Source organism: Agrobacterium sp. A3-95, from assembly GCF_053521785.1.
In genome coordinates this window covers 150,596-164,335 of sequence record NZ_JBNWDR010000006.1, presented here as the reverse complement: position 1 = coordinate 164,335, position 13,740 = coordinate 150,596, and the positions used below count along the sequence as shown (strand labels likewise).

At 56.2% G+C, this 13,740-nt stretch carries 11 protein-coding genes and 1 pseudogene; 5 read left to right on the top strand and 7 right to left on the bottom strand.

The window, feature by feature from the left end; all coding sequences use genetic code 11:
- The first annotated feature begins 22 nt into the window (after nucleotides 1-22).
- The gene (locus ACQZ5Y_RS17000; RefSeq protein WP_112402656.1) at nucleotides 23-1,135 is read left to right on the top strand and encodes a TRAP transporter substrate-binding protein; all 1,113 of its coding nucleotides are present in this window, start codon (nucleotides 23-25) and stop codon (nucleotides 1,133-1,135) included.
- Nucleotides 1,136-1,198: 63 nt separating this feature from the next.
- Here the strand turns inward: ACQZ5Y_RS17000 and mctR are convergent, their stop codons facing one another.
- The 4 genes from mctR to ACQZ5Y_RS16980 form a co-directional block, all read right to left on the bottom strand.
- Nucleotides 1,199-1,831, bottom strand: coding sequence for a two-component system response regulator MctR (mctR, locus tag ACQZ5Y_RS16995; protein ID WP_112402655.1), 633 nt, complete (start codon nucleotides 1,829-1,831; stop codon nucleotides 1,199-1,201).
- Complete coding sequence (mctS, locus tag ACQZ5Y_RS16990) at nucleotides 1,828-3,225, bottom strand: two-component system sensor histidine kinase MctS (RefSeq protein WP_019565761.1); 1,398 nt, start codon at nucleotides 3,223-3,225, stop codon at nucleotides 1,828-1,830. Before mctS ends, mctR begins: the two co-directional genes overlap by 4 nt.
- Nucleotides 3,226-3,939: 714 nt before the next feature.
- The gene (gene nhaA, locus ACQZ5Y_RS16985; RefSeq protein WP_174028005.1) at nucleotides 3,940-5,157 is read right to left on the bottom strand and encodes a Na+/H+ antiporter NhaA; all 1,218 of its coding nucleotides are present in this window, start codon (nucleotides 5,155-5,157) and stop codon (nucleotides 3,940-3,942) included.
- Between the two features lie 194 nt (nucleotides 5,158-5,351).
- Complete coding sequence (locus ACQZ5Y_RS16980) at nucleotides 5,352-5,531, bottom strand: hypothetical protein (protein ID WP_236762713.1); 180 nt, start codon at nucleotides 5,529-5,531, stop codon at nucleotides 5,352-5,354.
- 174 nt (nucleotides 5,532-5,705) lie between these two features.
- Here ACQZ5Y_RS16980 and ACQZ5Y_RS16975 point away from each other — a divergent pair.
- Nucleotides 5,706-5,922 (top strand): annotated as a pseudogene (locus ACQZ5Y_RS16975) (IS110 family transposase); the annotation flags it as partial.
- A 515-nt stretch (nucleotides 5,923-6,437) separates the two neighbouring features.
- On the opposite strand, the gene ACQZ5Y_RS16970 reads toward ACQZ5Y_RS16975, so the two are convergent.
- From ACQZ5Y_RS16970 to ACQZ5Y_RS16960, 3 genes are read right to left on the bottom strand one after another with little or no spacing between them, the layout of a single operon-like run.
- Entirely contained in the window at nucleotides 6,438-7,103 is a 666-nt protein-coding gene (locus tag ACQZ5Y_RS16970; protein WP_081308998.1) for a GNAT family N-acetyltransferase, read from the bottom strand.
- Nucleotides 7,069-8,229, bottom strand: coding sequence for a Gfo/Idh/MocA family protein (locus ACQZ5Y_RS16965; RefSeq protein ID WP_112402654.1), 1,161 nt, complete (start codon nucleotides 8,227-8,229; stop codon nucleotides 7,069-7,071). The genes ACQZ5Y_RS16970 and ACQZ5Y_RS16965 overlap by 35 nt, the downstream gene beginning before the upstream one ends.
- Nucleotides 8,230-8,260: 31 nt before the next feature.
- Nucleotides 8,261-9,511, bottom strand: a complete 1,251-nt coding sequence (locus ACQZ5Y_RS16960; RefSeq protein ID WP_112402653.1) for an ROK family protein — start codon at nucleotides 9,509-9,511, stop codon at nucleotides 8,261-8,263.
- A gap of 212 nt (nucleotides 9,512-9,723) precedes the next feature.
- Here ACQZ5Y_RS16960 and ACQZ5Y_RS16955 point away from each other — a divergent pair, with 212 nt between their 5' ends.
- Genes ACQZ5Y_RS16955 through ACQZ5Y_RS16945 form a run of 3 tightly spaced genes read left to right on the top strand, consistent with a single transcriptional unit; the run spans nucleotide 9,724 to nucleotide 13,740 of the window.
- Nucleotides 9,724-10,683 (top strand): extracellular solute-binding protein, encoded by a 960-nt coding sequence (locus tag ACQZ5Y_RS16955; protein ID WP_111801318.1) that lies wholly within the window; start codon nucleotides 9,724-9,726, stop codon nucleotides 10,681-10,683.
- On the top strand, nucleotides 10,680-12,686 hold the full coding sequence (locus ACQZ5Y_RS16950) for an ABC transporter permease (protein WP_112402652.1): 2,007 nt from the start codon (nucleotides 10,680-10,682) through the stop codon (nucleotides 12,684-12,686). The genes ACQZ5Y_RS16955 and ACQZ5Y_RS16950 overlap by 4 nt, the downstream gene beginning before the upstream one ends.
- Nucleotides 12,679-13,740, top strand: a complete 1,062-nt coding sequence (locus ACQZ5Y_RS16945; RefSeq protein ID WP_112402651.1) for an ATP-binding cassette domain-containing protein — start codon at nucleotides 12,679-12,681, stop codon at nucleotides 13,738-13,740. The genes ACQZ5Y_RS16950 and ACQZ5Y_RS16945 overlap by 8 nt, the downstream gene beginning before the upstream one ends.

Genomic DNA, 13,740 nt, shown 5'->3' with positions numbered 1-13,740 from the left:
TTCAACAGGAGGAGGTAAAACTATGAAGGATAATCCAGGCCGCAGACAATTCTTGTCGGGCGGTGTGCTTGCGGGAGCGGCAGCGGCTGCTTCGACGCTAGCAACACCGGCAATAGCCCAATCGTCACCGACCGTTCGCTGGCGTTTGACGTCAGGTTTTCCGAACAATCTCGACACGATTTACGGCGGTGCCGTTGTCATGGCGAATGCCTTGAGGGCCATGACGGGTGGCAAGTTCGACATCCAGGTCTTTCAGGCCGGAGAGATTGTTCCCGGCGCACAGGCCATCGATGCCGTAAAGGCCAACACGGTGGAAATTTCCCATACCTGCGGATATTATTTCACAGGCAAGGATCCGACATTCGCCATCGGCTCGACCATCCCCTTCGGTCTGAATGCCCGTCAGCAGAACGCATGGCTTTACCATGGCGGCGGCAACGAGGCCTATAATGAATTTCTGTCCGACTACGGCGTCATCGGAATTCCTGGTGGTGCGACGGGCGCCCAGATGGGGGGCTGGTATCGCAAGGAGATAAAAAGCATTGAGGATATCAAGGGCCTCAAGATGCGAATTGCCGGGGTCGCCGGGCAGGTGCTTGCGAGGCTTGGCGCCGTTCCACAGCAGCTTCCGGGCGGCGACATTTATCCAGCACTGGAACGTGGTACCATCGATGCTGCGGAGTGGGTCGGCCCTTATGACGACGAAAAGCTCGGTTTTTACCAGATCGCGCCCTATTATTATTATCCAGCGTTCTGGGAGGGTGGTCTGACGATTCACTTCTTCGTCAACAAGGATCAATATGCGGCCCTGCCTGACGAATACAAGGCAGCGCTTGACACCGCCTGCAAGGCGGCCAACATCAACATGCAGGCTCTCTACGACGTCAAGAACAAGGATGCGATCCGCTCGCTCGTTTCGAAGGGCACGCAGCTTCGCCCGTTACCCCGGGACGTGCTCGACGCCGCCTATAAGGCAACCTTCGAACTCTATGACGAGTATACGCAGAAACATCCCGCATGGGCCAAAATATATCCCGAATGGAAGAAATTCCGCGACGAGAGCTATGAATGGTTCCGCGTCGCCGAATATACCTATGACAGCTATGGCTATGCGATGCAGACTGCCGGCAAATAAGCTGGCATAACTGATGTCGAGGCCCCCGGGTGACAACATTCGCGGGGCCTCGATCCCATCGCGCTATTCCTTGATGAGCCCGTGGTCTATCGCATAGCGAATAAGACCGGCGGTCGTCGCAATATCCAGTTTCCGCTTGATGTTCTTGCGATGGGTTTCCATCGTGCTCTCGGCGATATCCAGCGCCGCAGCGGCGTCGCGGTTGCTTTTTCCCCTTGCAATCAGTAGTAGAACGTCCTGCTCGCGGGTGGTGAGTTCCTTCAACCTGCCAGTGGCGCTCTCCATCAGCACGTCCCGGACTCCTGACGAGAAATAGGTGCCACCCGCCGCAACGGTGCCGATGGCTACCACTATTTCCTCGGTAGCCACATCTTTCAGGATATAGCCGGCGGCACCATACATCACCGAGGTCGAAATATATTCCCGGCTATCATGCATCGACAGCATCAGCACCCGCGCTGAAAGCTGTTTTTCCTTGAACAGTTCGAGTGCATCGATGCCATTGATCTGGGGCATGTTGATGTCCATCAGCACCACATGGGGTTGCGTGGCCACAGCCGCGTCAATACCCGCCACGGCAGACACTGCGGTTCCAACGACAGTGATGTGCTCGTACGTTTCGAGCACCGCCTTCAACCCGTCGAGGATGAGAGGATGGTTGTCGACAAGAAGAACCCGGATAGGATGAACGTTCATTCCGCAGCCTCCTGCACACGGTGGCCGCGGTCCTTCATAGCCGTCATGGGCAGGACCGCTCGCAGAACCGTTCCCTTGGCAGAGCTTTCCACATCAAGCCTGCCCCCGAAATGGGTCATGCGTTCCTGCATGTTTCGCAAGCCAAGCCCCTTGTCGGTCGCCATTTCGCTCTCTTCGCGGGTGGCCGGAAATCCGCGGCCATTGTCGCTGACGATCATCTGCACGCGTTCATCCCGGCTGGAGAACCTGATGGTGACCCGCGTCGCATTCGAATGACGCTCAATATTGGTCAGCGCCTCCTGCGCGACACGATAAAGGGCGACACGGGCTTCCGGAACTAGCATGTGCTTGAAGGCCACCGATTCCAGCGTTGCCGCGATACCGGTGCGTTCGGAAAAGCTTGAAATCAGTGCTTCTAAAGCTGCGGTCAATCCCAGGTCATCGAGAACACGTGGGCGCAGGTCGTGTGAAATACGACGGACCTCCTTGATCGCCTCGGTCAGTGCGGCCGCCCCTTTGCCGATAGCCTCTACAGCACCGACATTGTCCGGCGTCACCTTGCGCCGTGCAAGATCGATTGCGAAACGCACGCCGACAAGATTTTGAGAAATGCCGTCATGCAATTCCCGGGCAATGCGCAGGCGCTCCTCCTCCTGTGTATCAATCACCCGCTGCATCAATTCCTTGAGCCGACCATCCGCCATCCTCTGCTGGCGCAGATTGAGCAGCATGCAGGTGGCAAACACCAACAGCACGGCAGGAACCGCAAACAGCGCAACGATCAGAAAATTCCAGGTGATGGAATGGCGCAATTCTTCCTTGGCCGCCGCGGTCGCTGCAAAAACGTCATCCAGATAAACTCCTGTCCCGATCATCCAACGCCACTTGTCGAGACCGGCCGCAAAGGACAGCTTATCGGCCGTTTTCCGGGTCGACGGTTTCTCCCACTTGTACTGAACAAGCCCCCCGCCTTCTTTTGCCTTGAGGATCAGGTCGTAGATGACCCGATTGCCGTCAGGATCATAAAGATCCAGCCAATTATTACCCGGACGGAAATTTTGCCGCGGATGAACGACGTTCAACCCGTCATAATCATAGACGAAAAAATAGCCGTCCGTGCCGTAGTCAAGGTCCATCAGAATGCGCTTGACCTCTTCCTTTGCTGCGTCGTCACCAGGCCCGGCCTTGTCATAAACGGAGCGGATAGCAGATAGGGCAAGATTGGTGAGGTTGAGGAGTTCTGCCTCCTTAGCAGCAAGCATGTTTCGTTCAAACGCGTCGATACTCGTGCGCGCCAGCGTCATTGACTGCCATGTTATGAGTGCCGTGATGATGATGATCGCAAGCACTAGAGGCCCTATGGCCAGCGCAAGGATCTGGTTTCTGAGTCTCATGCGGCCCTCCGACACATTCGCTCTGACGCACCATCACCTAACAATAGTTCGCGCGGCAAGTCGAGCATGTCGGAGGTGATTGCAGGGATAGAGCATAGCACTGGGCACGTGAAGGACGTCGGCCTATTGTCAACTCTGATGTAAGGTCACAATCATCGAAATGAGCCGATATATTGACCTATCAGATATTTCAGGTGGTTCCGGGTCAACCGGCCACCGCCTGTGGCAGCTTTCGAGATGGCGTCACCGCCGCTGCGTGAAGGCAACAGGTTGCTCAAGACCTGCCTGCCAAACGGCCGGCAGCGACGATCTTGGCCGCGCTTGATCGGACTGTCCTTGCCCGACTGTTGCCGGTCCTGGACGCGTCATGATCGCCTTTCCGGGCGCGTGCCGCGACTGAATTTTTTCATTGTATTCGTGGGCTCCAACTCCGTTAGAAACACCTTAATTCCAGTGTCCACGAAACAGGCAGCACGCCAGACAAGCACTTGCGCCGTTGCGACCAAGTATAGCTTGTTAAGCCTGCTCAGACCTTATCGCTAATTCAGCCTGCAAAAATCGGCATTGTCCGGCGCCTCCTGCAAGCCTTTGCAGGAGGTACGCTTCAGTTTGTCGTAAGCAGTTGAGGCGCGAAATTCGATCTCGGCGCTCAATGCCGGCTTGACCCTTTTCGGGTCAGAGGCCCGAGACGCAGGTAATATTTCCGTTAAGCCGTCACTTGATTGTCTCGCAACTCAGCTTGTTTTCAGCCGGTTGACGCCTGCTCGATAGAGTGAGAATAATCGCCCCAGCGACACCTGAGACAAGTGATCCCATCAGGATGCCGATCTTCACGTGATCCTGAACAGAGGGATCGTTGAAGGCGAGCAAGCCAATAAACAAAGACATCGTGAAACCAATACCGCACAAAAGAGCAGTGCCCGTAACCTGACCCCAGCTCGCCTGCGCAGGAAGTTGTGCAAGCCCAAGCTTGACCAGTAATGTGACGACGCCGAGTACTCCGACCAGCTTGCCGAGCACGAGACCACCTGCAACTCCCATTGTCAGAGGCTCGCTGAATACCGACAAGCTAAGGCCGGAGAGCGAAACGCCAGCATTAGCGAAGCCGAAGATCGGCACGATGATGAACGCAACAGGCTTGTGCAGCGCATGCTCAAGGCGATGGAGTGGGGATTCTTCTGGCGTTGCTTCTGGCGTGCCAGGGGTAAGCTTCAAAGGGATCGTCAATGCCAGCATGACGCCAGCAAGCGTCGCATGAACGCCTGAGGCAAAGACGAGCACCCAAAGTACAGCTCCCACCACCAGATACGGCCACAGTACCTTCACCTTCATCTTGTTGAAAATGAAGAGATTACCCCAAACGAGAGCAGCGCCAATGAGAGCAGTAAGGTTCAGATCTGCCGTGTAGAACAGAGCAATAACGATGACCGCTCCGAGGTCGTCAATGATAGCAAGCGCCGCAAGGAAAATCTTCAGCGACGTCGGAACACGTGATCCGAACAGTGAGAGGACACCGAGAGCGAATGCAATGTCGGTCGCGGTTGGGATTGCCCATCCTTGAAGTCCTGCCGGGTTGTCGCGGTTTAAAAGAACATAGAAGAGCGCCGGAAACAGCATGCCGCCTGCAGCGGCAGCACTGGGCAGGACCCTGCGGCTCCAGGTGGAGAGTTGGCCGTCCAGCATTTCACGTTTGATCTCGAGTCCAACCATCAGGAAAAACACAGCCATCAGGGCGTCGTTGATCCAGTGCTGGAGGTTGAGAGGCCCGATGTAGACGTACAAGATATGGAAGTAATCCTCAGCCAAAGGTGAGTTGGCCGTGATGATCGCCAAAAGCGCGACGGCCATAAGAACAAGGCCACCTGAGGCCTCATTGTCGAGAAACTTGCGAAGTGTGGAATTAATGCGACCTGGATTTGATGTCGAAGACACAGGTTCACGCTCCCTTAGCTGGAAGTTGATCTTAGTCTCCGTGGATTTCGGGGGAACCCGCAGCGCACGCAGCACGCGCTGTAGGCCAGCTTTATACTAAACCTCTGAAAAGGTTTCCACAAGAACCGAGGCCGTAATCAAAAAACCGCATCGTTTGCGCGATCTTACGGCTCACTGATTGTCATTTGGGCTGTTCAACGGAATTGCCAAGTTGTGTGGCGTTGGGTGGCATCGACGCCGTGTCTCAAGCTGGACAACCGCTCAGGCGCGATCTGGCCGACCGCACGCCGAGCACCTTTGAATTCGTCAATTTCAGCGACTAGAGACAGGATTTCGGGCGTGATCCGGACAATCGCCGTTTTTAGAAATTCCATTTCCCCATCTATTCCCATCCAATTTTTCGGTAGAGCTTGTCAGATCTGACAGTTGATCGTGAGCCTTCCGATTGATGAGTCGTCCCCTGTATCCACTTATGCAGCGAGACGAGAGAAGATGTGCCAGAACGACAGCTCTCAAAAACTCGGAACCGACCTCCGGGGCGGTTCAGAGACCGCCATTTGCGCGGGCTCTTATACGAAGCGGCTTCGGTCGTTCTCACGCGCAGTTCCAAACAGAGTTCATTGCGAACACGGGGGCTTCAGCTGCGAGAGGGGATCAGCTTTTAAAAGAGCTGCCGTGGCTGTCGCGCGAAAGCTAGCTGTCACCATGCACACCATGCTGAAAACCGGAGAGTTCTTCAATCCGACTGCGGGCATGACCAAATAGTACCTGACAGCGCTCAATAACTGAGCGCTTGAAGCGGCCCTGCCGGGACGTGAGCCGTGCCATTCCGTTGATGGAGTTGCATCGCTTTCGCAGCTGAACGCGTCGTCCACATCGAAGGCTCGTGCTGCGTGGCTCCTTCATGCGGCGACTGATGTCGACCGCGAAGACTACCATGCACCCGGCAGCGATCTTCAGACAAATTCAATCTTTACGCCCCAGCTGCGATTAGACAGCCCCATCAGTTCAGTCCTCTAATTTTAATACACCGTTGATGCCAGAATGAGCGGCGTTCGTATTCTATCAACAGGCCGATTTTTGAATGGCGAGTTTGACGGCTCGAATCCCTTCAAGGCGAAAAGACACTTTGTCGCAAAACGGAGTGGACTTTAAAGGCCAGCTCGCCATGAAAATCATTTTTGGAATAGTTTTGGTTATCCTCGAGCTTCGACAAAAGAAAACAAAAGGCGCTACAGCTTGAAGAGCGACGTTAGAAATCGCGACGCGCTTTAAGTATTTCATTCAATCAGCCGCTTCGCCATCACGATCGATGGTGTCCGGTCAATTTCCACAAAGCCGAATTTGGCGTAAAATGCTACGACCTTTTCGTTATACTGATTAACGCCTAGATGGACGCCTCTTACGTCAGACCTCGTCAAAGAATCCAGTTGATGTCGCAGCAGCGACGACCCATGGCCGCCATTTTGGATCTCAGGCAGAAGATTGATATGCAGATGGGCGGGGTAGGGCCGCGTGACCTCAGCCGGGGTCTTTCTTGCGCTTCGAATATAGGAAAGAACGTTCTCATCCTCTACTGTCCGTGTTTCGAAATCGCGGAGCTCTTCCTGCAAGGACGGCCACCATGCGGCCTCGAGCCAATTTTCATAGGCAATCGTATCGGGTGCGGCGACACAGTAGCCCATGACGACGTCATCCTTCGTCAGCACGAATGCAGTTTCTGCGCAGAAGCGGACATAGGGCAGCGCCCATAAGAGTCCGGGAAGTCTCGGGTCAGAGTAGTATTGTGATCCGTCTTTGCCTCGATCCGAAGTGCGCACACATATGTCGAGGATCGCCGTCTCATCGGACGGTCGGGCGTTGCGGATGATAACGGATGATAAAGACGCTGGCATGGTCATAATCGCGGCCTCAGGCAGCCACATGAGGGGTGCGAAGCGCGTCATCGAAGCGCTGCCAGGTTTCAGCAAGCTCGATGGTGCGCCGGACACGGCGTGCCTCATCGATCTTGATCGCGACGAGCCCCGCTTCCAAGGCTGAGACGATATTGACGGGCAGGGGAGAGGCCTCGGTCAGATGCCTGTAGATATCCGAGGCCATCTGATCATCTGCGCCATAGTGATCGCTTTCGTGCCCCTCGTAACGCCGCTCGACTAGCTTTTCGCCTGTTATTGCAGAGTGCACCTCGAAGCGATTGCGGATGAAATCGCCTTCGGCCATTCCCTTGCTACCGATCACGCAGAAGCGGCGAAACTGATCTGGAACGTTGAGATTGGTATGGAACGTCATCGTCGCCCCGCCATTATATTCGATAATCGCGGTCTGATAGTCGATAATATCGCCGTCACTCTCAAACACCGCGCCACCCTCTAGCCAGCCGCTCGGCTTTTTATAGAATTCCCGCTGTTGAAACGCGGAGAACTGATCCGGTTTGTTTTCCGCGATAAACGACTTTCGGCCGCCGAAGCTGGCAACGGCCATCGCCCGCTGCCCAACAACGCTGCCATAGAGGTCGAGATCGTGGCAGCATTTCTCCAAGATAAACGGCCCGGCATAGCGCGTATGCCGTCGCCAGTCCCGCATGAAGAATGCTCCGTGGTAGGGTGCGATATGCTCGGATGCCTCAATCGACGTGATGGCGCCGATTTGACCTTGCGTCTGCGCTGCGCGCAGATCCCGATAAAGGTCAGAGTACCGCAGAACGAGCCCCACGATAACGCTTTCATCGCCATATTCGGCAAGCAGACGCGCCATCGTCATCGTCTGGTTTTCGTCGATCACCACCGGCTTCTCCGTGAAAACCCGCACGCCTGCGCGCAATCCCGCGGTGATATGTTCCAGATGGAAAAGATTGGGCGAGCCGACCATAAGAAGATCCGGCTTCGTCTGCGTCAGCATAGCCTCGATGGTTTCGAAACGTCGCGGCGCCGCCATGCCCGCGGAATGAATGGCTGGCAGCCCAGCAGGCTGCGGGTCCATCAAGCCGACAATTTCCAGTTCAGGGCAGGCCTTGCGGAAGGAGGCAATGACATTGGCAAGCCGAAAGCCGAGCCCGGCAATTGCGATTTTCATGTTTTGGTCCTGTCGGCAAGAGTTATGTAAATCAGGATGACGTGTCGTCATCCGTTGGCGCGCCTGCGACGCGATCGAAGCGTCTTTCGAAATCGATCGTCTGGCTGCGTCCGCGCATGGATGAGAGGCGCCTGAAGTCTGGGCTGCCATGAGCAATCACAGGTAGCATGGCAGCGCCGATCGCGGCGGCCTCCGGCCCTAGAGCGCCAGCACACAGCCGGGGAATTTCGCGGTGGCTTCGGGCGCTGACTGACGGCAAAAGGGGATAGGCCCGGTCGATCAGGGAATTGATGAGCGCTGGTGGAAAGTGCCCTCCAACCACGATGGTCTGCGGGTCCATGATGTTTTCAAGCAGCGACACCAGCAACCGCAGGCGCTTTGAATTGAGATCGAGCCATCGCATCAGAACACTGTCGCGTTGAGCGTAAAGTTTCTCCAATGCCCCAGGCCGCGCAATCTCCCTGCTTTCGCACGACAGCATCGCTGCAAGTTCGTCGATCGAAAACGGTGTCTGTTTCCCCGCATCTGGATTGGCAAGTTCCGCCGGCCATGTCAGGAGACCGATTTCTCCGGCATTGTTCCAAAATCCCTGAAGCGGCATGCTGTCATTGATAATGCCTGCCCCAAGTCCGTGCCCGACGAAAATATGGACGTAGTGGCTCAGTCCTCCCGCACTTCCCACCCTCAGTTCGGCAACTGCTGCGGCTGTGGCGTCATTCTCGACGATGGTGGGGAGGCCACATGCATCTTCGATGGCTTCCGCCACCGGCATACGGCTCCACGCATCCCAACCTGGCGGGCCGACGGGATGTTCGAATTCCGCCTCCTGCAATGTGGGCATCGCGATGCCAATGCCCCAGGCGGGACGATCCACGGTAACCGACCGCAGACGCTGCGTCATATCGGCGATGGCACGGATGGTGTCGGATGGATCTTCGAGCGATGCGGATGCGGTTTCGCGACCCAACTCCCGCCCCCCCAGATCGCAGACGATGCCCAGAAGCCCGTCGCGATCCACGTGAATACCCAGGCAGCAACCGGCATCGGCCCGGACCCACATCTTCTTTTGCGGCGCACCGCGCGCGCCCTCTTGTTGGATGGTTTCCACAACCACTGAACGGTCTATCAGGTCCTTGCAGATATTGGACATGGTTTGCGGCTTCAAGCCTGTCACATCAACAAGGTCACGCCGGCTTATGCCATTGCCAGATCGGATAAGATCGAAAACGAGGCGACGGTTGTAGCGGCCGGAATATGTGTGATTGCTGCCCATCAAGCTCATCGGGGCCAATTCCTATTTAATAAATTAAATGGAATTTATCAGCCCAGCCTATGGGCGTCAAGCAGTTCGCAATGCAGATGATCTTAGCCTTCAGTCATAATACTGTAACGCAAGGACCGTAATTCCGCAGAAAAGGCGGCTTGATTTTTAATCTGGTAAATGGATTAATAGGGTCGCCTTCTTCTCAGTGACTTTAAAAAGGGAACATAGTCATGCTGAAATGGACCTTGCGGCGTATCATAGCGGGCGCGTTGGCGTCGGCGTCGATCATCAGTGTTGCGAATGCCGGAGAACTGGTGGTCTACACCGCTCATGGGGAGGCGACATCTGCTCCCATCCTCGACGCTTTTGCCAAGGAAAATCCGGATGTGAAGGTGACCGTCGTGCGCGGCGGTACTGGCGAGCTGATCGAGCGTCTGCGTGCAGAAGGTGGCAATTCCTCGGCAGACGTCATGTGGGGCGGACCGACGCAGACCTTCGAAGAAAATGCAGCGCTCTTCCAATCGTTCGAAAGCAAGTCCGACGCCGACATGGTGACGACCGATCCCAATCACATCTGGCATCCGTTCACGGTGCTGCTGCAGCCGCTGGTCGTCAGCACCAAACGCGTCGAGGCCGGCTCCATACCCAGGACGCAGAAAGATCTCGTCTCACAGGACTTCGCAAAGAACGGTGGCCTGATTATTCCAGACCCTGCAAAATCCGGCACCGGATATGTCATTCTTTCCGCTCTTGCTGGCAATTTCGGTTGGGATTTCGTCGGTCAAATGGCCAAGGGTGCGCGCATTGCTCCCGGTTCCGATGACGCCTTCAACGCCGTACGCGACGGTGAAGCAGCAGTTGGCTGGATTAACGAGGATCTGGGTGCCAAGTGGAAGGCTCAAGGTCTGCCGATCGAAATCGTCTATCCGACCGATGCGGTTACCGGCCAGATCGATGCGCAAGCCATCGTCAAGGGCGCACAGCACATCGAAGACGCCAAGAGCTTCATCGATTTCCTCGGCAGCAAGACGGCGCATGAAATCGTTCGCGACGCCACCGTTCGACGCTCGGCACGCAAGGATGTAACGCCTCCCGCCGCTCTGCCTGACATGGCTACGCTCACAATCGTATCCGCTGTCGATCCGCGCCCTGTGGTCGTGGCTCGCTTTCAGGAGCTTCGCGGAAAATGAAGGTGCTGCGCGACAATTGGCTGATATTTTCAATCGTCGCGCTCGTGCTCTGCGGCCTGACGATTGTTGTCCCGCAGGTTCGCCTCATGGCCGCCTCCCTCTTGGAGGAGGGCGGCCGTTTTACTCTTCTGCATAATAAAGACGGCTTGCAATTCGTCCCGGAAATGACCGCCCGATACAGCGTTGCTAAACTTTCTGACGGCGTTGCGATAACGCTGAGTTCGACTGACAGTCTGACTGTAGACGTCCAGGATGACCGAACGCTGCGCCTATCTTCGCAAGAGCCGATTTCGATTGGTAAGGACGAGGCAGGTTTACTTGAACTCGATCTGGGCTCGGCTCGGTTCACGCTTTCGCAGCAGGCGCCCCGGGGGCTATTCGCGACAACTGCACCAGCGCCTTTAGACATCAACGCGCAGTCGCTCAACGCCGTCCTGCTCTCACATGCCGCGAACGCCTACATCACCTTCGAAAACAAATCGCTGTCGCTCTCTGCTGTCCACTATACCGATTTCTTTACACGCTCGGAAACCCTTTCCGCCACGGTAAACAGCCTGCTGATCGCGTTGACGTCCACCGGACTTGCCGCTTTGATCGGCGTATCGCTGGCTTATCTTATCGCACGTTACCGGGTCGCGGGCAGCACTGCTATCGTCTTTCTTGTCACTATGGCGTCCGTGTCTCCACCATTTCTGGGGGCATACGCCTGGCGCTTGCTTCTGGGACGAAACGGCGTTCTGACCAACTATCTCGGCCTCGATGTCTCGATTGTCGGCTTGCATGGCGTCATTTGGGTCATCACCTGGCTGGTCTTTCCAATCATCTTTCTGCTCAGTCACAGCTCGTTTCAGAGTTTGGACGCTGGCCATATCGAGGCAGCGGAAAGCCTTGGTGCCAAGCCGCCTCGTGTGCGCATGACGGTCGAAATTCCGCTGGCACTCCCCGGCATCATCACCGGTCTCTATCTGGCAACGATGGCAGCCCTGTCTGACTTCGGAACGCCGCGCATCATTGGCCTCGATGTCAACGCACTGCCGGTTCTGATCTATACGTCCTTCCTGAGTGAGGCAGGACGCAATCCGGCGCTTGCGGCCACAGGATCGATTGTGCTCATCACCATCTCGAGCCTGTTCCTCATGGCGCAGCAAATCTATTTGGCGCGACGCGGTTTTGCCGTGGTGTCGTCGCGGGCGCTGGAACGCAAGCCGCTATCGCCTCTTGCTCATGTCACAGTGCTTGGCGCGGTCATCATTGCCCTTCTCATGGCATTCACGCCCCACCTGACGGTGCTGGTTTCCAGCTTCATGGAATGGCGGGTCGGCCTACCCAGGGCGAACTTTACGCTGGAAAACTACGCCACTATGTGGCGCACCGGCATGGGGCCGGCTTGGGTGACCTTGTCGCTTGGTATTGCCGGAACGCTGGCGGCAACAGCAATCGGGTTGGGGATTGCATATGTGATTATACGCAAGCGCTACCGGATCATCGCCCCCGTTCTCAGCCTCACCGTCATGATGCCCTACGTCATTCCCGGCACGGTGCTCGGTATCGGTCTCATCATGATGTTCAACAAGGCGCCGCTGCAACTGACCGGCACCTGGTTCATCCTTCTCCTTGCCTATCTCATTCGAAACCTGCCTTTTACGGTGAAGGCGTCGGAGGCGGCCCTGAGGCGCGTTCACCCGGCTCTCGAAGAGGCCGCAATCAGTCTTGGAGCGCGTCCATTCAGGGTGTTCTTCACCATAACGGCACCTCTGGTTCTGGCGGGGGCGGTAACCGGTGCAACGCTCACCTTCCTTCACATCGTCACGGAGCTGTCGTCTACCATCGTTCTCTATCGTCCGCCGTGGAAGCCGATGACAGCCGTGATCTTCGAGAACACGCTGGTCGATGCCGATTTCGGTGTCTCCGCAGCACAGACCATCTTGCTGATGCTGATCATTTACATCCCTCTCTATTTCATTGTCCGCTACGGCCAAATTCGAGGAAATTCCGGTGGTTGAAACCTCATCTTCCAAAACTCCAACCCAAGGCTGCGAGGTCGTCATCGACGCCGTCTCCAAGACCTTTGGCAATCATGCAGTTCTGAAAGACATCAGCCTCACGATCAGGCCCGGCGAATTCTTCACGCTGCTAGGGCCGTCCGGTTGCGGCAAGACGACACTTTTGCGCGCCATTGCAGGATTCCACCCAATCGATGGCGGAAAAATCCTGTTCAACGGGCAGAACGTGACCTCGCTCGCCGCCTGGGACAGAAATATCGGCTTCGTCTTCCAGAACTATGCGCTGTGGCCAAACCAGACCGTGTTCGACAATGTCGCTTACGGGCTCAAACTGCGTAAGGTTCCGAAGAGCGAAGTTGCTGAAAGGGTTCGGGCCGCACTGGCCCAGGTCGAGCTTCACGGCGTCGAGAAGCGCTATCCCGCAGAAATGAGTGGGGGTATGCAGCAGCGCATCGCGCTGGCGCGTGCACTCGTCATCAACCCGCCGCTGCTTCTCATGGACGAGCCCATGTCCAACCTTGATGCGCGTCTTCGCGTCGCTCTCCGCCATGAACTGCGCAGTCTGCAGAAAAGGCTCGGTCTCACAGCAATCTATGTGACGCATGATCAGGAAGAAGCCCTCGAAATGTCGGACCGGATCGCCGTGATGCAGAATGGAATCGTGCAGCAGCTTGCAGATCCCGAAACAATTTATTCGCGACCGGCGAACCGCTTCGTTGCCGAGTTCGTCGGCAGCGCAAACTTTCTGGAGGGAGAATTTGATGAGGCCGGCTTCCATATGGCTGACGGATCGAGACTTCCTATCACAGGAAGCGGCCACCGCGGTAAAGGGACACTTGTCGTACGTCCCGAACAGGTAATGACCCGCGAAAACGGCAGCGCACTCGTCAGTGCAACGGTGAAAGATCGCCGCTTCATGGGCAAGGCCTGGACGCAAAGCCTTCGACTGGAGAACGGTGCGACCATCTCGGTGGAAACACGACACGCACTCGATCTCGACTCGCGCGTCGGTGTGGATTTCGAGACGATAACTTTTCTACCCTCGGGAGTATGA

Bases quoted from the DNA above. Each gene is read 5' to 3' on its own strand.
- ACQZ5Y_RS17000 (WP_112402656.1), top strand. From the start codon at position 23: ATGAAGGATAATCCAGGCCGCAGACAATTCTTGTCGGGCGGTGTGCTT.
- mctR (WP_112402655.1), bottom strand. From the start codon at position 1,831: ATGAACGTTCATCCTATCCGGGTTCTTCTTGTCGACAACCATCCTCTC.
- mctS (WP_019565761.1), bottom strand. From the start codon at position 3,225: ATGAGACTCAGAAACCAGATCCTTGCGCTGGCCATAGGGCCTCTAGTG.
- ACQZ5Y_RS16980 (WP_236762713.1), bottom strand. From the start codon at position 5,531: ATGGAATTTCTAAAAACGGCGATTGTCCGGATCACGCCCGAAATCCTG.
- ACQZ5Y_RS16970 (WP_081308998.1), bottom strand. From the start codon at position 7,103: ATGACGCGCTTCGCACCCCTCATGTGGCTGCCTGAGGCCGCGATTATG.
- ACQZ5Y_RS16965 (WP_112402654.1), bottom strand. From the start codon at position 8,229: ATGAAAATCGCAATTGCCGGGCTCGGCTTTCGGCTTGCCAATGTCATT.
- ACQZ5Y_RS16960 (WP_112402653.1), bottom strand. From the start codon at position 9,511: ATGAGCTTGATGGGCAGCAATCACACATATTCCGGCCGCTACAACCGT.
- ACQZ5Y_RS16955 (WP_111801318.1), top strand. From the start codon at position 9,724: ATGCTGAAATGGACCTTGCGGCGTATCATAGCGGGCGCGTTGGCGTCG.
- ACQZ5Y_RS16950 (WP_112402652.1), top strand. From the start codon at position 10,680: ATGAAGGTGCTGCGCGACAATTGGCTGATATTTTCAATCGTCGCGCTC.